The 20,399-nt window shown below is 63.8% G+C and carries 12 protein-coding genes; 10 read left to right on the top strand and 2 right to left on the bottom strand.

Annotated features, from left to right (window positions below):
* Nucleotides 1-113 precede the first annotated feature (113 nt).
* From D2E23_RS11185 to D2E23_RS11170, 4 genes are all read left to right on the top strand, one after another.
* Nucleotides 114-977, top strand: coding sequence for an IspD/TarI family cytidylyltransferase (locus tag D2E23_RS11185; RefSeq protein WP_126030976.1), 864 nt, complete (start codon nt 114-116; stop codon nt 975-977).
* Between the two features lie 34 nt (nt 978-1,011).
* Nucleotides 1,012-1,671 (top strand): pyroglutamyl-peptidase I, encoded by a 660-nt coding sequence (locus D2E23_RS11180; protein ID WP_126030975.1) that lies wholly within the window; start codon nt 1,012-1,014, stop codon nt 1,669-1,671.
* A gap of 357 nt (nt 1,672-2,028) precedes the next feature.
* Entirely contained in the window at nt 2,029-3,504 is a 1,476-nt protein-coding gene (locus D2E23_RS11175; protein WP_241227296.1) for a cell division protein, read from the top strand.
* Nucleotides 3,504-4,841 (top strand): C1 family peptidase, encoded by a 1,338-nt coding sequence (locus D2E23_RS11170; protein WP_126030974.1) that lies wholly within the window; start codon nt 3,504-3,506, stop codon nt 4,839-4,841. The genes D2E23_RS11175 and D2E23_RS11170 overlap by 1 nt, the downstream gene beginning before the upstream one ends.
* 340 nt (nt 4,842-5,181) lie before the next feature.
* Here the strand turns inward: D2E23_RS11170 and D2E23_RS11165 are convergent, their stop codons facing one another.
* On the bottom strand, nt 5,182-6,195 hold the full coding sequence (locus D2E23_RS11165; protein ID WP_126030973.1) for a ribose-phosphate diphosphokinase: 1,014 nt from the start codon (nt 6,193-6,195) through the stop codon (nt 5,182-5,184).
* Nucleotides 6,196-6,581: 386 nt separating this feature from the next.
* Here D2E23_RS11165 and D2E23_RS11160 point away from each other — a divergent pair, with 386 nt between their 5' ends.
* From D2E23_RS11160 to D2E23_RS11140, 5 genes are all read left to right on the top strand, one after another.
* A complete protein-coding gene (locus D2E23_RS11160) occupies nt 6,582-7,739 on the top strand; it encodes a 3-deoxy-7-phosphoheptulonate synthase (protein ID WP_126030972.1) in 1,158 nt (385 codons plus the stop codon).
* A gap of 284 nt (nt 7,740-8,023) precedes the next feature.
* Nucleotides 8,024-10,903, top strand: coding sequence for a family 78 glycoside hydrolase catalytic domain (locus tag D2E23_RS11155; protein ID WP_126030971.1), 2,880 nt, complete (start codon nt 8,024-8,026; stop codon nt 10,901-10,903).
* A gap of 350 nt (nt 10,904-11,253) precedes the next feature.
* Nucleotides 11,254-12,501: a 3-deoxy-7-phosphoheptulonate synthase gene (locus D2E23_RS11150; protein ID WP_164520801.1), complete on the top strand. Its 1,248-nt coding sequence runs from the start codon at nt 11,254-11,256 to the stop codon at nt 12,499-12,501.
* Nucleotides 12,502-12,569: 68 nt separating this feature from the next.
* The gene (gene mtnN, locus D2E23_RS11145; RefSeq protein ID WP_126030970.1) at nt 12,570-13,265 is read left to right on the top strand and encodes a 5'-methylthioadenosine/S-adenosylhomocysteine nucleosidase; all 696 of its coding nucleotides are present in this window, start codon (nt 12,570-12,572) and stop codon (nt 13,263-13,265) included.
* A gap of 589 nt (nt 13,266-13,854) precedes the next feature.
* On the top strand, nt 13,855-16,890 hold the full coding sequence (locus D2E23_RS11140; RefSeq protein WP_206432042.1) for a phosphatase PAP2 family protein: 3,036 nt from the start codon (nt 13,855-13,857) through the stop codon (nt 16,888-16,890).
* 395 nt (nt 16,891-17,285) lie between these two features.
* Here D2E23_RS11140 and D2E23_RS11135 read toward each other — a convergent pair whose 3' ends face one another.
* Nucleotides 17,286-18,584: a substrate-binding domain-containing protein gene (locus D2E23_RS11135; RefSeq protein WP_126030969.1), complete on the bottom strand. Its 1,299-nt coding sequence runs from the start codon at nt 18,582-18,584 to the stop codon at nt 17,286-17,288.
* Between the two features lie 334 nt (nt 18,585-18,918).
* On the opposite strand from D2E23_RS11135, the gene D2E23_RS11130 reads away from it, so the two are divergent.
* A partial coding sequence (locus tag D2E23_RS11130) for a glycoside hydrolase family 30 protein (RefSeq protein WP_126030968.1) occupies nt 18,919-20,399 on the top strand: 1,481 nt, incomplete at its 3' end.

Genomic DNA, 20,399 nt, shown 5'->3' with positions numbered 1-20,399 from the left:
GCCCTAACCCCAGTCCCATACCTCCGCACACATCCGAACACCGCAAGTGAAAAATTCGGGCAGTTGTCGGCGGGTGGGCGTGGCATCCCCCCGAAGCGGCTACGGTGGTGCCCATGTGTGAGAAGAGCGATGATTTCCAGAACGATGTGACCGCCCAGCAGTCCGAACAGCCGCTGCCGACCGACGTGCCCGTGGTGGCCGTGGTGCTGGCCGCCGGATTCGGCACCCGCTTCGATCCCGACAACCCCAAGCAGCTGGTGTCGGTGGGCGGCAAGGAGATCGTGCTCTGGTCCATCGAGGCGTTCGAGCACAATCCGCTCGTCTCCGACATCGTCGTCGTGGTCAACCCGCGCGTGCATGAGCAGGTGGAGAACCTGATCGTCGCCAACGGCATGAGCAAGGTGCGCATGGTGATCGAAGGCGGTGCCGAACGTTCCGATAGCACACAGATCGCGTTGCAGACGCTGGCCGACGCCGGCATTCCCGACGATGCGAAGGTGCTGATCCACGACGCCGTCCGTCCGTTCGTCGAACAGTCCGCCATCCGCGGCTGTGTCGAGACGCTCAACCAGTTCCGTGCCGCCACCGTGGCCGTGCCGTCCACCGACACCGTGCTGCTGACGCGGGATCTTGGCGATCGCAAGATCATTTCGTCGGTGCCCGAACGTCCTGATACGTTCCGTGCGCAGACCCCGCAGGCGTTCCGTTTCTCCACGATCCGCGAGGCGTACGCCAAGGCGGTGGGTGATCCCGATTTCCACCCCACCGACGACACGCGTGTGGTGGTCGACTACCTGCCCGGCACGCCGGTGGCCATCGTGGCCGGCGCCGACACGAACCTCAAGATCACCACGCTCGCCGACATTCCCGTGGCGGAGAACATCGCATCGAACCTGACCCAGGGCATGTCGAAGGAGGAGGCGCGCGCCCGCATGCACGCCATGCTGTCCGGCGCGCTCGATCAGATGCGTCGCTGACCGCACGGATGCAACGATCGTTACACTAGGAATCATGCAAGAATTCAACGTCGTCATTTCCGGATTCGACCATTACGAAGACACCAGCATCAATCCTTCGGCCGAAGTGTGCGCTGCACTGGAATCGCGCGGCGTGGAACCGTCGGAGGACAGTGCCGGCGACGTGCGCATCAATGTCACGTCCGTACTGATCCCGCTGAGCTTCCAGAACGCGTGGCCCACGTTGCACGAGACGATCGAACGCGTGCATCCGGACATGGTGCTCGCCACCGGACTCAAGACGCACGCGCATTCCGTGGCCCTCGAGCGCTGCGCCACGAATCTGATCGACGCCACGCGCCCCGATGCGGACAATATCCAGCCGCGTCGTGCGTCGATCGATCCGGACGGTCCGGCCGCCTATTGGACGCGTCTGCCGCTGCGTACGATCCTGCACGACTTCTCCGATCAGAACATTCCCGCCACGTTGAGTTCCGACGCCGGCACGTTCGTGTGCAATTCGCTGTTCTACCGTCTGCTGGACTGGAACTCCACGCAGTCCACGGCGCTGTCCGGCTTCCTGAGCTTCCCGAAGGTGAACGAAGGCGGCAAGTACGGGTCCGGTCTGTCGTTGGATCAGATGGTCGCCGCCGCGCAGGACGTGATTCGCGCTACCGTGGACTATGCGATCCGTCCCGTTTCCGACGAGATCTGACACGGACTTCGCACGATCGAACGATTCCGTCGAACGATTACGGCGAACGGTTCCGTGATCGATGGCATGATCGCTCGATCGTGTCGGTCCGATCGATGAGCCAAAGCAAGATTCAGGCCTGATTCGCACCCCGTTTCGGGCCTGATTCGCACATGCCGTCAGCGGTGTCGGCAGCGGCGTTATCGGAGGGGCGACGACGCCCATCGAACACCCTGTGATAAGTGTGTGTGACATCTGTGCCGAGTATGAGTCGTTGCGGCGCGGCAGAACGATGTGTGCGCTAAAGTTCCAAGCAGTCGGGGGTGAATTCATGCTCCCGTGCAATCGATCGAAGGTAGTGGCAAGGCAGGAGCTGTTATGGCAGAGGAATTCCCCGTCGTTCTGCGTGGATATGACAAGGAGAGGGTCGACCAGGCGATGGCCGGCATGCGCGAGAACACCGAGCGCATGCGTGAGCAGATCAAGGCGTACGATCAGCGTATTTTGCAGCTGGAGGCCGAGCTGCGCGAGGAGAAGTCCCGCAAGGCCGCTCCCCAGAAGAACTCCTTCGCTTCGCTGGGCGCCTCCGCCCAGCAGCTGCTCGCCTCCGCCGAGCAGACCAGCCGCGAACTGCTGGACCGCGCCAAGCAGGATGCGGCCCGCATTCGCAAGACGGCCCAGGAGAAGGCCGACACGATGCTCAACAACGCTTCGATCGACGCCTCGCAGGTGCAGGATGACGCCAAGACCGAGGCCGATTCCCTGCTGTCCAAGGCTCGTACCGAAGCCGATACGATCCTCGCCTCCGCCAAGCAGACCGCGCAGCAGCTCAAGTCCGTGGCCGAAAAGCGCGCCGCCGAACAGCATGAGACCCTGCAGCTTGAGCTCGCCACCGCCCGCTCCGATCAGGAGAAGCAGCTGGCCGCCGAGAAGGCCGAGCATGAACGCAAGCTTGCCGAGCAGCGCACCGAACTGACCCGTGAGATCGCCGAGCAGCGCAAGACCGCCGACGAGGAGATCGCCAAGAAGAAGGCCGAATCCGACGACCGCATCCAGAAGGCGCTGGATCAGGCCAACGTCCGACTCAACGAGATGCGCGACCAGGCCGGCAAGATGCTGTCCGATGCCAAGCGTCAGTCCGGCGAGATTCTGGAGAAGGCCAAGGCCGAGGCCCGTCGTCTCACCGACGCCGCCGATGTGGAGCGTGCCGACAAGCTCGCCAAGGTGGGCGCCGAGGTGGAGCAGATCCGCAAGGATATCGCCGCCCAGCAGGACGAGGCCACCGAGAAGGTGAAGGAGGTGCTCGCCAACGTCAAGGAGCGTAGCGAGCAGGCTCGCCGCGAGTCCGAGGAGCTGCTGGCGCAGGCCAAGAAGGCCCGTTCCCAGGCCGACGACTACTCCGCCTCCAAGCATGCCGAGGCCGAGAAGCAGAGCAAGGAGATGATCGACGAGGCCACCCGCAAGGCCGAAGCCCAGGTGGAGCAGCGTCGTCAGGCCGCCGAGAAGGAGATCAACGGACTGCAGGAGCACATCACCGCGCTGCAGAACCGTGAGGCGTCCATCACCGCGCGCGTGGACGAGCTGCGTTCGATCTTCGCCAATGCGTTCGGATTCGGTGGCGTGGCCGGTGCCGCGGCCGGTGTGTTCGGTGCCGCCAGCGCCGAGAAGGAAGCCGTCGAGGGCGCCGCATCCGAGGTGGCAGCCGCCGCCAAGTCCGATGATGAAGCCGCCGAGGATGAGGCCACGCTGTCCAAGTCCCAGGGCGAGGCTCCGGACGTGCCGGTGGCCAACGCCGTGGCCGAGCCTGAGCAGGTCGCCGAAGGCGCCGAGGCCGGAACCAAGGAGAACCGCTGATGACCACCACCGATTTCACTCCGCTGTCCGACGCCCGTCTGGCCGAACTGCGCGAGGGCTTCGACTCGCGCGAGGCCAACCGCATCGCCATGAACGCGGTCACCGATGCCGGCATCGACAAGGTGGCCCGCAACTTCGACCGCGCCCGTCTGCTGCAGCGTCGATTCTCTGTCACCGTGGATAACGGCAAGGTCACCTCGCAGGCGCGCTCCGGCCGTTGCTGGCTGTTCAGCTCACTCAATGTGGCGCGCTTCGTGGCCAAGAAGAACCTCGGCATCAAGGATTTCGAGTTCTCGCAGAGCTACGCCATGTACTTCGACAAGCTTGAGCGCGTGAACTACTTCATGCAGGATGTGGCCGCGCTGGTGGCCGCCGGCGAGCCGTCCGACTCCCGTCTGGTGCAGCACCTGCTGCACGACGTGATGGGTGACGGTGGTCAGTGGACCATGGCGCTCAACGTGTATGTCAAGCATGGTGCCGTGCCCAAGGATCTGTTCCCGGAGACTGCCTCCAGTCAGAACACCGGCCAGATGAACACGAACCTGCGCGCGTTGCTGCGCGGTGCCGTGTGCAAGCTGTACGCGGGGGAGGACGCGCAGTCGGTGATCGACGACACGCTGGCCGCCGCGCATCGCATCCTCACGATCCACCTCGGCACCCCGCCCACCAGCTTCGACTGGGAGTGGACGGACGACGATGGCGAATTCCACCGTGTCGGCGAGATCACGCCCGTCGAGTTCTGGCACAAGTACGTGGATGCCGGACTCGAGGACTACGTGTGCCTGGTGGATGATCCGCGCGCCGAGCATCCGAAGGGCGAGAAGATCGCCATCGAGCATCTGGGTAACGTGGTCGGTGGCGCTCCCACCGAATACCTCAACGTGCCGGTCGAGTTCATGAAGGACTGCGCGCGCAGGATCATGTCCGAGCAGGGCATTCCCGTGTGGTTCGGCGCCGACTGCCACCCGATGATGGATCGTGAGAACGGCGCGTGGGCCACCGACCTGTTCGAGTACGGCCGCGTGTATGACGTGGATTACGCGATGGACAAGGAGGAGCGTGTGCGCTTCGCCGACTCCGCCATGAACCACGCGATGGCGTTCGTGGGCGTCGATGTGGCAGACGACGGTACGACTACGCGTCGTTGGCGTGTGGAGAACTCGTGGGGCGACAAGATCGCCGACAAGGGCTACTTCACGATGAGCGACGACTGGTTTAGCGAGTACGTGTACGAGGTGGCCGTTCCCAAGTCCATGCTCCCCAAGGAATACCAGGAAGCCCTAACCAAGCCCGCCCTAATGCTCCCCGCCTGGGACCCGATGGGCGCGCTGGCCTGACGCCGAAGGTGGCAGGCCAGCGCGAGGAAACCGTGAAGCGAAACAGTCCAGTGGACTGTTGATGCAATTGAGCGCATTCCCTCCCTCAGTCACGCTTCGCGTGACAGCTCCCTCCCGAGGAGGGAGCACACCGGTATAGAGCGAGTGCTCCCTCCTCGGGAGGGAGCTGGTCAGCCGAAGGCTGGTCTGAGGGAGGGATGCGCTCAAATTCGCGCAATGACATAGGTCTGTGGTCGATGTCATTGCATCTGGCACATACACAATGAGGTCTCGATCCGTTCCACACGGATCGAGACCTCATTTTCGTATTTCGGTGAGCTTCCCTCAGTCCGCGCCGAAATCACGCGTAGATGTTGCGGGCGCGCATGTCGCTGGGCAGACCCTCGAGCAGGTGGGTCACGGAGTCGCTTTCAAACACGGAGCGGATGCCGGCGGCCAGCAGCGGGGCGATGGACAGCACGGTCACGCCGTCAAAGCGCTTTTCGGCGGGCACCGGCACGGTGTCGGTGAGAATGATCTCACGGGCGCCGCAGCTCTTCAGGCGTTCCACGGCCGGTCCGGACAGCAGGCCGTGCGTGGCCACGAGCGTCACGCTCTTGGCGCCGGCGCCGCGCAGCACCTTCACGGCTTCGCAGATCGTGCCGGCGGTGTCGATCATGTCGTCGACGACGATGCAGTCGCGGCCTTCGACCTCGCCGATGATGCCATGCGCTTCGGCGTGGTTCGGGCGGGTGATGTCGCGGGACTTGTGGATGAACGCGAGCGGGCGGTTGTCAAGCTTGGCGGCCCAACGCTCGGAGACCTTGATGCGGCCGGCGTCGGGGGAGACGATGGTCACGTTGTCGAGCTCGCAGTGGTTGCGCACGTAGTCGATGAGGATCGGCATGGCGGTGAGGTGGTCGACCACGCCGTCGAAGAAGCCCTGCTCCTGCGAGGCGTGCAGGTCCACGGTCATGATGCGGTCCGCGCCGGCGGTCTTGAACAGGTCGAACACCAGTCGTGCGGTGATGGGTTCGCGGCCCTGGTGCTTCTTGTCCTGACGGGAGTAGCCGAGGAACGGCACGACGGCGGTGATGGAACGGGCGGACGCGCGCTTGAGGGCGTCGATCATGATGAGCTGTTCCATGATCCACTTGTTGATCGGATCGGTGTGGCTCTGAATCACGAACACGTCGGCGCCGCGCACGGGCTGGGTGAAGCGCACGTACATCTCGCCGTTGGCGAAGTCGTAGGCGGTCGTCGGAAGAATGTCAAGTCCCAGACATTTCGCCACTGCCTCGGAGAGTTCCGGGTATGCGCGTCCAGTCACGACGGCGAGCTTGCGAATGGGGGTTTCTTCCAATACCGTGGCCATGTTGGCGATCTCCTTTCGACCTCAAGACATAGTAGTAGGTCGGCGCGTCATTTCCTCTATACAGGGTACGGGAATCCGCGGCGCGAATGGCCGGAGTCGGACTTTTTCATCAAACTCGTCCACGTTACGCACACGTTACCGTTCGTTCATCCCACATTGTGGGACGCGGCCGCGTTTCGATCATTCATCCTTAGTGTGATCACACTAAGGAAAACCGAACGGTGGGAATAGAGGGGAATATGAGACAAAATGAGACAAAACGGCGGTTCCCGCAATGGTCGTCTATAGTGGGGGAGTCCGTGCCCATGACGGGGCGGTGATCGCGGGCGATTCCCCGCGGCAGAACAAATGCTATCCAACACATAGCAGTGAAAGAGGTGAGAAATATGGCAGCTCTTCGCGGACCCGACAGCAGCGAAGACGAACGGCGCAATCTCTCGGAGCGCGCGGTTTTTCCCGAAACGATGGATGTGAACATCTATCAGCTTGACCCTATTCCGGCACCTCGCTCCTTTATCCGTGACATTCCGCTGTCCAACGAGCAGCTGGATCTGGTGGCGCACTCCCGTCAGGAGATTCGTGACGTGCTGCACGGCCGTGATGATCGTCTGCTTGTGGTGGTGGGCCCCTGCTCGATCCATGATCCGAAGGCCGCGCACGACTACGCGCAGCGCCTGGCGGCGATCAAGAAGGAACTCGGCGACGACCTGGTGATCGTGATGCGTGTGTACTTCGAGAAGCCGCGTACCACGATCGGTTGGAAGGGCCTGATCAACGACCCCGATCTGGACGGCACGTTCAACATTCGCAAGGGCATGTTCCTGGCACGCAAGGTGCTGTCGGACGTGCTCGACCAGGGTGTGCCGGCGGCCACCGAATGGCTTGATCCGATCACCCCGCAGTACCTGTCCGACGCGATCAGCTGGGGTGCGATCGGCGCTCGTAACACCGAAAGCCAGGTGCATCGCGAACTGGCCAGCGGCCTGTCGATGCCGGTGGGCTTCAAGAACTCCACCGACGGCTCGATCAAGGCGGCCGCCGACTCCTGCTATGCGTCGAGCTTCGAGCACCACTTCCTGTCGATCAATCTCGACGGTCATGTGATCGCCGCCGAAACGAAGGGCAATCCCGACTGCCATCTGATTCTGCGCGGTTCGAGCCACGGTCCGAACTACGACGCCGAATCGGTGGCCGCCGCACTTGAGGCGCTGCGCAAGGCGAACGCGCCCGGCCCGAGCAAGGTCGGTCTGATCGTGGACGCCGCGCACGGCAACTGCGGCAAGGACGAGGTGGTGGAGGCCCAGGTGGTCGAGAACCTCGCCGAACGCATCGCCGCTGGCGAGCGCGGCATCACCGGCATCATGATGGAGAGCTTCATCGAGGCCGGCGCGCAGAAGCCCGCCCCGCTCGATCAGCTCGTGTACGGCAAGTCCGTGACCGACCGCTGCGTGCCGTGGGATCGTACCGCCGAACTGCTGCGCACGCTGGCCGAGGCCGTGCGCACCCGCCGCGCCAACGGCATCGACGTCACCGTCGCCGAGTAGCGGGGACCTGATTGGGGATCTGGGTATAACCGAATCATGAAGGACGGCATATCGGCCTCTTCATGATGCGGTTATACCCAGATTTGTCTGTAATGGTGCGGTTATACCCAGAACTGGCGTCCGGTTTGACCCAGAACGTGGGTCAGTCCGCGGCGAACCGTCTGAATTCCGTGCCAATTTTCGGCAACATACGGCATTGTCATACTGCCGTCGGGCGCGTCATGCGAGACAATAAATACGGCAATAATCAATAATCATTTCCATGCGAAGAGGCAGAGAGAAATATGAGCAACGAGACAGTCGTCGTGGTTGTGGAGAGCAAGGCTCCCACCGAGCTGAAGATCAACGACCGTAATCAGCCGGTCGATCTGGAACCGGGCAGCGTACCCGTACTGCGTTGGACGGTGCCGATGGTGGACGTGGGCGTGGTGGCCGCCGGGGATGAGGCGACCGCGATCAACACCGTCGTGGCCTATCAGGTGATCGTGTCGTCCACGTACGACAAGGCCGAATCCGGTCATGGCGACGTGTGGGACTCCGGTCGTGTGGACGGCAACGGATTCAACGGCGTGCCGCTCGCCGATCTCGACATGTCGGCCAGCCGCCGCTACTGGGCGTCCGTGCGCGTGTGGCGCGGCACCGAGGATTCCAGCAAGCCCACCGCGTGGAGCGAGCCCACCACGTTCGGTACTGGCGCCGGCGAGCGCTGGTCCGCCGCCGAACCGATCTGGGCCGATCCGCTCACCGCCAACCCCTATCGCACCGTGGAACTGCCTGAGTCGATCGCCGGCGAGAACCGTGAGATCAGCACCGACGATCAGTTCGCCAAGCGTCCCGAACCCATGACCAGCGACCACAATTCGCGCGGTTGGGCGCTGTTCCGCGGCCGCATCACGCTGCCGAAGAAGCCGATCCGCTGGGCCACGCTCAACGCCACCGCCTCCAGCGGAGCCCGCACCCGCCAGTTCGTCTACCGCATGTGGCTCAACGGCCACTTTGTCGGCTTCGGCCCCACCTTCCCGATCGACGGTGAAACCCGCTACGACGGCTACGACGTGACCAAGTATCTGGTGTCCGGCCGCGACAACTTCGTCGGCGTGATCGCCTACGCCCTCGAGGATCAGCGTTTCATGGCGCAGCTTGACGTCATGTACGAGGACGGCACGACCGCCCATTTCGGCACCGGCGAGGACTGGCTGTCCCGCGTGGGCAACAACGTGTGGCTCGACGGCGCCACCGTGGGCACGCACGTGTACGAGCTGCCCGCCGAGAACATTCAGGCCGCCGCCTACCCGCGCGGCATGTCCGAAGTCGGTTATGACGATATCGACTGGGCCGTTTCCAAGGTCAAGCCGGCCTTCGACGAACTCAAGGCCACGCCGTTCGACAAGCCCACCCTGCGCGAGCGCAAGGCCGTGAAGAAGTGGATCACCGACGACGGCCGTCTGATCGTCGACTTCGGTCGTGCGGTGGCCGGCGGCATCCGTCTGGCCGCACGAGTGAGCCGCCCCACCGATCTGGTGATCCGTTTCGGCGAGCGCATGAACGATCAGGGCACCGTGCAGTACCGTCTCGACGCGTACAACGAATATCAGGACGTATGGCATTACGAGCCGAACAAGCTCAACGTGCCGGTCACCGCACGCACGTGGGGACTGCGCGTGTTCCGTTACGTGGAGATCCTGCCCACGGAGAGCAACGACGAGAACGCCGCGCTGCTGCGCGAACTGCTCGACAGCGACACCGCGCTCGAGGCGCAGGCTCTGCTCTACCCGTTCCACGGACCGTCCGACGGCTTCACGTCGAACAATGACACGCTTAATCAGGTGTGGCAGCTGTGCCGCAACACCGTCGAATCGCTCAACGTGAACATGTATGTGGATTCGTGGACGCGCGAACGCATTCCGTACGAGGCCGACGCGTGGCTGCAGCAGCGCGCGCACATGTCGTTGGACGCCGACTCCAAGCTGGGCGAATACTCCATCGACTATCTGCTCGCCAACCGTACGTGGCCCACCGAATGGCCGCTGTATCTGGTGCTCGCCGTGTACGACGCGTGGGTGCAGACCGGCTCGCTGGATCAGGCCGCCGAGCAGTGGGATCGGATCGTCACGATGCTGCCCGACAAGTATCTTGACGACGCGACCGGTCTGATCGTGAAGGACCCCGGTGAGAGCAGCACCACGGACGGCGATCTGGTGGATTGGCCGCCGGCGGAGCGTGACGGATTCGTCTTCGGCCGTGTGAACACGGTGATCAACGCGCTCGCCGCGCAGAGCTATGGCTGCGCGGGCGTGCTCGCCATGAAGCTCGGCAAGATCGACGAGGGTCGCAAGTACATGCGTATCGCGTCCCGTATGCGCAAGGCCATCAACACGTATCTGTGGAACGACGAGGTGGGCGCCTACGCCGACGGTCTTGACACCGGTGTGGATGGCAAGCAGATCGCGCACTGCTCTGAGCATGCCTCCGCGTTCGCGCTGGCGTTCGCGCACGTGCCGGCCGACCGTCTGCCGCGTGTGGGCGCGTTCATCCGTTCCAAGGGCATGGCGTGCAGCGTGTACGTGGCGGCCGTGCTGCTCGAGGGCCTGTACAAGGGCGGTCAGGGCGTGTATGCGAACGAGCTGATCGCCGCGGCCGAAGGCGAGCGCACGTGGAAGCACATGATCGACGAGGGTGCGGGCGCCACCATGGAGGCGTGGAGCCGCGGGCTCAAGAGCAACACCACGTATTCGCATCCGTGGGCCGCGTCGCCGGCGTTCCTGCTGCCGCGCTACATGGTTGGCGTGCACCCGCTGGAGCCCGGATTCAGCGAGTTCGTGATGGCGCCGCAGCCCGGTTCCATCAGTGAGGCGAGCGCCAAGGTGCCGATCGAGTCGGGCGTGATCGAGGCCGGATACAAGGTGCTGGGCGATACCGTGCCCACGGCTGAGGATCAGTCGGTGGACGGCATCGAGATCACGCTGGTCGTGCCGATCGGAACGACCGCCGACGTGATCGTGCCGCCGACCAAGTCCGGTGCGCCGATCGTGCTCGACGGAGTGGAGACCGTGGTCGCCGACGCACGGTACGGTATCCCGTCCACGATTCCGCAGGGCTCGTACCCGGAGGGCGCCCGTCGCATCCACGGCCTGACCGCTGGACGCCACGTCATTCAGGCGTAGCGGCTGGGGCTGCAGGGGACTGCGGAGCAGGGTCTTGCAGCCCTGAACGGTCATGGAGGCTTGGGCTTGGGCTTTGTGGCTGGGCCCTCCCTCAGTCCGGCCTGCGGTCGGCCAGCTCCCTCCCACGGAGGGAGCACACTCTCCGCATCGTGCTCCCTCCAGGGGAGGGAGCTGCATGCGCAGCATGACTGAGGGAGGGTTCGGGTCCATCCCTGACCTGCGGCCGTCATCCATTCGCCGCCCATCGGAGAGCGGGCCTGCTATGGGTGCTGCTTTTTCATGCGGGTCCGAACAGTCCGTACAATGAGGGAAGTTTTGTGACCATGCAGGCATGCAGGGGGAGGGGCTCGATGAGCGAGAACATGAATACCGAGAACGTCGACGATGCCGCGAACGGGGTGAACGGGGCGAATGCCGGGGAGTCCGCCGACCGCGGCGAGGAGCTGCGCGCCATCCGCCGTGCACTGGGCGAGGGCAAGAACCCGCTCAACGTGCAGGGCATTCCGCGCTGGGAGGATCAGGTGGGCATCAGCCGCATCGTCAACCGGCGCATCATGGAACTCGATCCGCTGCCCACGCCGGCCGAAGTGCTGTCCAACCAGCCGCTGGAAGGCGCGGCCCGCGAACTGGTCGCCACGTCGCGCGACGAGGTGCGCGGCTGTCTGTACGGTCAGGACGATCGTCTGCTCGTGATCGTCGGCCCCTGTTCGGTGCACGATCCCAAGGCCGCGCTCGACTACGCGCGCCGGCTGTCCGCGCTCAACAAGGAACTCGACGGCGAACTCATGATCGTGATGCGCGTGTACTTCGAGAAGCCGCGCACCACCGTCGGCTGGAAGGGTCTGATCAACGATCCCGATGTGGACGGCAGTCACAACATCCGCAAGGGTCTGCTGCTCGCCCGCCAGATCCTGCTCGACGTGCTGGACGCCGGCCTGCCCGCCGCCACCGAATTCCTCGAACCCACGTCGCCGCAGTTCATCTCCGACGCCGTGACATGGGGTGCGATCGGCGCGCGCAACACCGAAAGCCAGATCCACCGTCAGCTCGCCAGCGGCCTGTCCATGCCCGTCGGATTCAAGAACGCGACCGACGGATCGGTCAAGGCGGCCATCAACGGCTGCTACGCGGCCGCGCAGGAACACACGTTCTTCGGCATCGACCACATGGGTCGTGCGGCTGCCGTTGAAACGCTCGGCAACCCCGACTGCCATGTGGTGCTGCGCGGTTCGAGCCACGGTCCGAACTACGACGCCGAATCCGTGCGCATCGCCATGGATGCGATCCGCGACGAGATGCCCGCCGATTCGGCCGCCGCACACGGGCTCGTGATCGACGCCTCGCACGGCAACTCCGGCAAGGACGAGCACCGTCAGGCCGAGGTGGTGCGCAACATCGCCGCGCGCGTGGCCGCGGGGGAGCCCGGCATCACCGGCATCATGATGGAAAGCTTCATCGAGGGAGGCAACCAGCCGGCCGCGCCGCTGCCGCAGCTCGTATACGGCAAGTCCATCACCGACAAGTGCATCTCCTGGCCCGAAACCGAGAAGCTGCTGCGCGAACTCGCCGCCGCCGTGAGCGAGCGCCGCTGGAGGTGAGTCGCCTGCGGGCGGCTAAGCTGTTGCGTGAACAACCGAGCGGAATATATATGCATAAAGGAGATGCTATGAGCAGGACGATCGCGATCATCGGAGCCATGGACGAGGAGGTGGCGCTCATCGCGCGCTCGCTGACCGACGCCGCCACGCATGCCGAGGCCGGTCTGAACGTCACCGAGGGCACGTTCGTCGGCGAGACGGGCGAGACGCTGCACGTGGTCGCCACCGTCGCCGGCATGGGCACGGTCAACGCGGCCGCCACCACGCAGCATCTGATCGACGCGTATGCTCCCGAGGCCGTGATCTTCTCCGGCATCGCCGGCAACCTCAACAAGGATCTGCACATCAACGACGTGGTGCTCGGCGGCACGCTGCGCTATCTCGACACCGACATGCGCCTGATCGCCCAGTCCGCGCCGAAGACCGACGAATTCCACTCCGATCCGCATCTGCTCGCCGTGGCCGACGCGGCGTTGACCGACATGGGCATCACGCACATCACCGGCGTGATCGCCACCGGCAACTACTTCGTGGAAGGCGACGAGAACACCGCCAAGGTGAAGGCCGAGACCGGTGCCGACGCCGTGGAGATGGAGGGCGCCGCAGTGGCGCATGTGGCCGCGCGCAACGAGGTGCCCGCGCTGGTGATCCGCGCGCTGAGCGACAACGCCGACACCGAATACGAGACGTTCAAGGACTTCGACATCAGTGAGTACGCCGACACCGCCGCCAAGCTCGTCCTCAACATCCTCGGCCGTCTGTAGATCGACGCGGTGCGGGTTCGGGTTGGTCGATCACCTCATTCTTTCCTTCCCTTGGGAGAGGGCCGAATGGACTGGCGACGTTTGGGGCCTTCATCCTCTCATCCTTCCCCTTGAGGGGAAGGTGGCGGCGAAGCCGACGGATGAGGTGATCGACCAACCAGCCCGGCACCTCATCAGTCAGCCTGTCGGCTGACAGCTTCCCCTCAAGGGGAAGCCGGCTTATCCGTATGGGGCCTCCCCACAATCGAAACTGGGTATATCCGCATCATTTGGACCCTGAAAATGGGGTGTAACTGATGCGGATATACCCAGTTTGTCGTTATGTGTCCGCTTACACCCAGAATTAATGGTCCGGTTTGACCCACACATCTGATTCGATGATCCGGTTTTACCCAGATCCGATCCGACTGAAATCCGAATGATGAACGAACGGTGAATCATGGTGAACGGAGGGTTGCGCAGTACTGATTTCTTCCTATCCGCCGGTGTGGGGCGCGTACGGCTGGCCCACACTGGAATCGCAGTATGCCGATGACGCCAAGAGGAGCGCATCGGCATTTTCCATATTCACTGTGAGGATTGGAAGATCATGACACATGCAGCAATCACAGCCAAGGCGATGAAGGGGGCCCTCGCCGGGTTCGTCGCCGTGGCCATGCTGACGCCGCTCGCCGCATCCACGGCGTCGGCCGCCACCACCGATACGACCACCGGCAATCAGCAGAGCTTCATCCAGTACGACGTGGCCAAGAGCCCGGCCGCCGACTCCGGCAAGGGAATCACCTCCCTGCTCACTGACTTCACCACCTACTGGACGCCGAACACGGGCGTGACCGACGGCGGCGTCGCCACCCTGCAGCACGACGACGAGCTGACCGAAAGCATCAACAACGCCGCGTACGGCAACGACGGCAAGACCGCACAGGACCAGCGCGCGCTGTCCGATGCCCAGATGAACTCCACCAACACCCTGTACGATGCGCTCGGCCCGACCATCGGCGGCTACTTCAAGGCCGACATGGAAGCCGGCAAGCTGCCCAAGACCGCCGCCTACCTCAAGGCCATGAACAAGTCTGCGAGCACCGGCGACGCCAAGGGCACCTACGCGCACCCGCGTCCGTACGTGGACCGCGCCAACTACAAGGGCGAGCAGATCGACCTCAAGGGCCTCAAGAGCACGCTCGACATCAAGAAGGTTCCCGGCTACGAGAACTTCGACTGGGGTGATGGCGAGGCTCCCGACAACGAGTACGAGGGACTGGCCGAATCCGGATCCTTCCCGTCCGGCCACACCACGTTCGCCTTCACGCAGGGCGTGGGCCTGTCCGCCATTCTGCCTGAGCTCGGCCCGCAGATCATGACCCGTGTGTCCGAGGCCGGCAACAACCGCATCGTGCTCGGCGTGCACTACCCGCTCGACATCATGGGCGGCCACATCGCCGGCACCTACGGCGTCGCCACCGCGCTGAGCGATCCCGCCACCGCCAAGCAGGCCCAGGAGGCCCGCGCCGAACTGCAGTCCGTGCTCGGCGCCGACTGCCAGGCCAACAAGGTGACCAAGGACGCCGACCTGCACGACTGCATCAACACGACCAACGCCAACGGCCAGTCCAGCAAGCAGCCGTACGGTGGCTACACCAACTCCTTCACCGATGACGTGGTCACCAAGCCCGTCACCGACGAGGCCTCCGCACTCGACGCGTACACCGCCCGCATGACCTACGGATTCAAGCAGACCGGCGACACCACCAAGCGTCCGGTCGTGCCTGAAGGCGCCGAGAATCTGCTCGCCAACGTCGACTACTTCAACACCGATGATCCGGCCAACGGCAAGCTCAAGCTCAGCACCGACGAACTGCGTCAGGTGATCGCCGCCAGCGAGATCCAGTCCGGCTATCCGCTCGACGCGAGCAGCGACGGCTGGGGCCGCATCAACCTCGCGAAGATCTACACCGCCCGCGTGACCTTCGACAAGACCGATCCCGCCACCCGCAAGATCACCGACATCTCCTTCGGCCACCACCGCGACGAGGTCGAGGTCCCCACGGTCCCGACCCAGCCCAAGGCCGACGCCATCACCAACCTGCTGACGGACTACAACACGTACTTCGACTTCTACAACGCCAACGGTGTGAAGAACACCGAAGTCGCCAAGGCCACGACCAAGCACGACGACGACCTGACCGCCTCCATCAACAACAAGGCGTACGGTGCCGACGGCAAGACCGCGCAGGACCAGCGCGCCCTGTCCGACGCCCAGATGAACTCCACGAACACCCTGTACGACGCGCTCGGACCGGTGCTCGGCCAGTACTACAAGACCGCCATGGACAACGGCAAGCTGCCGCAGACCAAGGCGTTCCTCGCCGAAATGAACAAGTCGGCGAGCACCGGCACGGCCAAGGCCTACTACCAGCACCCGCGCCCGTACATCGACCGCGTGAACTTCCAGGGCAAGACCCTGAACATCGACGACACCCTGCAGAACCGCATCAAGAAGGTCCCGGGCTACGAGAACTTCGACTGGGGTGACGGCGAGGCTCCCGACAACGAGTACGAGGGTCTGGCGAACTCCGGTTCGTTCCCGTCCGGCCACACCACGTTCGCGTTCACGCAGGGCGCCGGCCTGTCCTACATCCTGCCTGAGCTCGGCCCGGAGATCATGACCCGTGTGTCCGAGGCCGGCAACAACCGCATCGTGCTCGGCGTGCACTACCCGCTCGACATCATGGGCGGCCACATCGCCGGCCAGTACGGCGTGGCCACCGCTGTGAGCAGCAACGACAAGACCAAGGCCGACGCAGCCGCCGCACGCACCGAGCTCGTGAACTACCTCACCGCCCAGTGCAAGGCCGACGGCCACGGTGACACTCTCGACGCCTGCATCGCCAACACCGGTGCCAACAACGACAAGGGCTACGTCAACGACTTCACCGACGACGTGGTGAAGACCGCCGTGACCGACCGCAAGAGCGCCATCGACGCCTACACCGCCCGCATGACCTACGGCTTCGCCCAGACCGGCAAGGCCGACCAGGCCGCCGTGGTGCCCGACGCCGCCGTGAGCATGCTCGACAATGTGGCAGCGTTCAAGAACCTCACCGCCGACCAGAAGAAGGCCGTGCTCGCCGCCACCGAAGGCGACTCCGGATACCCGCTCGATGCCAGCAGCAACGGCTGGGCCCGCATCAACCTCGCCAAGGCGTACAGCGCCAAGGTGACGCTCGACAAGAGCGGCAAGGTCGTCAAGGTGGAGCCCGGTCAGACCGAGCCGTCCGTCGTGACCGCCGGTGACAACGGCAACTCCGGAAACAACGGTGGTCAGGCTGGTGATAACAACGGTCAGAACAACGGCCAGAATGGTCAGAACCAGAATGGTCAGTCCGGTCAGAACGGCACCACCAACGGTAACGGTGCTACCAACGGTCAGAACGGTCAGAACGGTGCCGCCTCCAACGGCGCCACCGGTTCCAAGACCCCGGCCACTGCCAACGGCAAGGCTTCGTCTTCGGCCAAGACCGGCAAGCTCAGCCGCACCGGCACCGCCGTCGCGGGCATCGCGCTCGCCGTCGCGGTGATCGCGCTCGCCGGCGTGACCCTGGTCATCCGCCGTCGCAACGCCTGATCCGAAGGGGATCGGGGCTGGTTGGTCAATCACCTCATCAGTCAGTCTGTCGACTGACAGCTTCCCCTCAAGGGGAAGCCGGCCTATCCGTATGAGCCTGAATGGTCATCTGCAGCCTTCCCCTTGAGGGGAAGGTGGCCGGCGAAGCCGGACGGATGAGGTGCTCAACCAACCAGCCCATCACCGTCATCAAAAACAGAAACTGGGTATATCCGCATCATAGAGAGGCCGAAAGCCGGTCCTTCATGATACGGATATACCCAGTTTGTTGTTTAACGTCCGGTTATACCCAGAGATAATGGGTCGGTTATGCCCACGAACCGACCCTACGGACTGATTCTGGGTAAAACCGGACCCGAACCGTCCCTCGGGGAATCGGACCCCGAGGGACGAACCTAGTCTCCGATCGTGGCGACGGAGCCGCGGTCGATCAGCCGCGGGTCGATCAGAATATGGCGCGCCGGCCAGTCGGGATGTTCGAGACGCCACAGCAGCGTGTTCAGGCACTCGGCGGCGAACTCGTGCTGCGGCGAACGCAGCACGGTCAGCGGGCGCGAGCTCGGCGTGGCATAGCCATCTACCGAGATGATCGAAATATCCGCGGGCACACGCTTGCCATGCCGTTCGAGTGACTGGGCGAGCGCGATGGCCAGATAATCGGAGTGCACGAGCAGACCGGTCACGTCGGAATCGATCGTGCGCTCCACGATCTCCTCCACGCCATGCGTGTCGTAGGGCTGGATGCCGTCGAACACGAACGGGCACTCCAGCAGATTCGTCTTGTCGACGAGCTGATGCCACGCCTCCTCGATGATCTCCGAAGTCGGCGTGAGCGTGAACGCGGCCGCCACGTGACGGTGTCCGCGCTCGCGGAAGTGGTTGATGGCCTTGCGTACGCCGTACGGGTGGTTGGTGCGCACGGAGTCGTGGAACACGTTGGACGAGTACGGCTGGTCGCGTTCGGCCACGACCACGGGCACGGGGGAGTGGTCGATCCAGTTCCACGACGCCTGTGAGACGTCCTCCTCGGAGCTGGGGCAGGCGATGATGCCGCGCAGGTTCGGCACGGATCCGAAGGTGTCGAGGATCTCGTTCTCGCGGATGCGCTCGTAGGAGGATTCGCGGATCTCCACCCGGTAGCCGAGTTTGGCGGCCTCGGTGTGGATCTCGGCGATCACGGTGGGCCAGAAGAAGCTGGGTTCGGGGAACATGAGCCCGATCACGCCCTTGTCTCGGTTGTCGCGCTGGGGGATGACCGGCTGCGGCACGCCGATGCGCATGTCGCGCAGGTCCTCGTCGTTCAGTGGCAGGATGGTGCGGTCGAGCTGATCGATGGCGTCGGTGTTGAGCAGCGGTTCGCCGGTCGGCGCGGCGGGCGTGGAGGCGGTGTTCGAAGCCGTCGCGTCCGAGGCCTTCGTCGTGGTGGCCGGAGTCGTGGGGGAGCCGTCCGTGCCGTTGCTGCCCACCGACATGGCGCCGCCGCGCACCCTGCGCAGCAGTCCGGCCTCGGCGAGCACGGACAGGTCGCGTCGTACGGTGATTTCGGTGGTATTGAGATACTTCGCCAGCGCGGGGACGGTCACCACGTTTTCACGGGTGAGCAGACTCAGGATCATATCCTGTCGTTCTGCGGGCAGATAGCTGCGCTGCGGTGCGGCTGCGTTGCCGTCCGAGGAGGCGTGGGGGGTGGGCATGATAGTTCCTTGCACTACTGTTGTCGTGGTTTGTTCATCGAACTGTATATAAGTATACCGTTTTGATCACAAACAATCATACCAGTGTCGATGAAAACAACAATCGATATTGCCTATTTTCTTTGAAATTATGCGATTTTTAGGACTCATCAGATGTCTTATTTTTTTCATTTTATGGATTTTGGCGTGTGTCGTAATGATCAAAGGCAAAACAAACCGTGGAAAATGATTGAAAGTGATTATAGCTGACCAAAAGTGCGCTACAATGAAAGGGTCAGCAATGGAAGAGCGTGGTCGGCAACGAGGCGACCGCGAAACAAGACAAAGGACAGTCATGGCAGACGATTCCGTACTCACCGCAGCACAGGCCCGATACGCCAATGAATTCTGGACGGCCACCTCCGGTGACCTCAAGCAGCGTCGCGAAACGATCAGCGCTCCCGAGTATGTTGCCGAACCCGGCGACGCCACTCCGATCGTGATCGATCCGGCCGACCGCAAGCAGCCGTGGATCGGCGCGGGCGCGGCCATCACCGACGCCGCCGCATCCCTGATCTGGGGTTCCATGGACGCCGAGCAGCGTCACGCGTTCCTCGACGACTGCTTCAACCCGGCCAAGGGCGGCTTCTCCGTGATCCGCATCCCGCTCGGCTCCTGCGAGCCCAGCGCCCAGCCGTACTACACGTACGACGACCTGCCCTTCGGCGAGCACGACAACGCGCTCACCAAGTTCTCGCTCGGCACTGGAGAGCCCGGCGCTCCCGACGCCACCAAGGACTTCAAGTACATCATCCCCGTGGTGCTCGAGATCCTCAAGATCAACCCGGCCGTGAAGATCATCGCCTCCCCGTGGAGCGCCCCCGCATGGATGAAGAACACCGGACACCTGTGTCAGGGCGGCCACCTGCGCTTCGACGAGTGGACCGGCAACGGCTTCGACCCGATGCTTGACAGCTTCGAGGGCTGCTACGCCCGCTACTTCGTCAAGTACGTGGAGGAGATGGCCAAGATCGGCATCCCGATCTGGGGCGTGACCGTGCAGAACGAGCCGAGCAACGCGCCGAAGTGGCCCGCCATGATGTGGACGCTCAAGCAGCAGGCCGAGTTCGCGCACAAGTTCCTGCGTCCGGCCATGAACGCCAAGTTCCCGGAGATGCGCATCTTCATCAACGACGACTCTACGCACAACATCCTGTGGCCGGTCAACGAGATCGTCACCCCGCAGCAGGCGGCCAGCGTCGACGGCTTCACCGTGCACACCTACGAGGGTCCGTACTCCAACTTCTTCAACGCCTCCCGCTCGTTCCCGCACTGGATGTTCGGCATGACCGAGCGCCGCTGCATGATCGACGAGACGCCCGAGGACGCCGCGCACATCATGCTCGGCATCATCGGCAACTGGCTCGTGCGCAACGGCGAGAGCTTCATCGCGCTGTTGAACCTCGCGCTCGACGAGCGCGGCCTGCCGAACCAGGTGGGCGCCACCGGCCGCCGCGGTGTGGTGACGATCCAGCATGAGACCGGCGAGGTGATTCGCAACCTCGAGTACTTCATGCTCCGTGCGTTCGGCCAGGACGTCAAGCCCGGCTCCGTGGTGGTGCGCTCCACGAACCACACGCCCGACGGCTGGTCCGGCGGACTGGGCTCGGTCGCGTTCCTCTCTCCCGAGGGCGACGTGGCGGCTCACGTGTACAACCCGACCGGCGAGCCGATCGAGGCCGCGGTGACGATCAACGGCCAGGGCGGCGCGTGGCAGAAGGTCACCGTGCCGGCGTGGGGCGTGGTCACCGTGCACAAGTCCAACGGCGCGATCAA

The sequence above is a fragment of the Bifidobacterium callimiconis genome (assembly GCF_003952005.1).
GTDB lineage: Bacteria > Actinomycetota > Actinomycetes > Actinomycetales > Bifidobacteriaceae > Galliscardovia > Galliscardovia callimiconis.
Note: the sequence above shows the minus strand (reverse complement) of the source record. Positions and strands in the feature narration are given on the sequence as shown.

What these genes read in the sequence shown, in the direction of transcription:
- D2E23_RS11135 (WP_126030969.1), bottom strand. Translation starts at nt 18,584, where the DNA reads ATGCCCACCCCCCACGCCTCCTCGGACGGCAACGCAGCCGCACCGCAG.
- mtnN (WP_126030970.1), top strand. Translation starts at nt 12,570, where the DNA reads ATGAGCAGGACGATCGCGATCATCGGAGCCATGGACGAGGAGGTGGCG.
- D2E23_RS11155 (WP_126030971.1), top strand. Translation starts at nt 8,024, where the DNA reads ATGAGCAACGAGACAGTCGTCGTGGTTGTGGAGAGCAAGGCTCCCACC.
- D2E23_RS11165 (WP_126030973.1), bottom strand. Translation starts at nt 6,195, where the DNA reads ATGGCCACGGTATTGGAAGAAACCCCCATTCGCAAGCTCGCCGTCGTG.
- D2E23_RS11160 (WP_126030972.1), top strand. Translation starts at nt 6,582, where the DNA reads ATGGCAGCTCTTCGCGGACCCGACAGCAGCGAAGACGAACGGCGCAAT.
- D2E23_RS11185 (WP_126030976.1), top strand. Translation starts at nt 114, where the DNA reads ATGTGTGAGAAGAGCGATGATTTCCAGAACGATGTGACCGCCCAGCAG.
- D2E23_RS11150 (WP_164520801.1), top strand. Translation starts at nt 11,254, where the DNA reads ATGAGCGAGAACATGAATACCGAGAACGTCGACGATGCCGCGAACGGG.
- D2E23_RS11180 (WP_126030975.1), top strand. Translation starts at nt 1,012, where the DNA reads ATGCAAGAATTCAACGTCGTCATTTCCGGATTCGACCATTACGAAGAC.
- D2E23_RS11140 (WP_206432042.1), top strand. Translation starts at nt 13,855, where the DNA reads ATGACACATGCAGCAATCACAGCCAAGGCGATGAAGGGGGCCCTCGCC.
- D2E23_RS11175 (WP_241227296.1), top strand. Translation starts at nt 2,029, where the DNA reads ATGGCAGAGGAATTCCCCGTCGTTCTGCGTGGATATGACAAGGAGAGG.
- D2E23_RS11170 (WP_126030974.1), top strand. Translation starts at nt 3,504, where the DNA reads ATGACCACCACCGATTTCACTCCGCTGTCCGACGCCCGTCTGGCCGAA.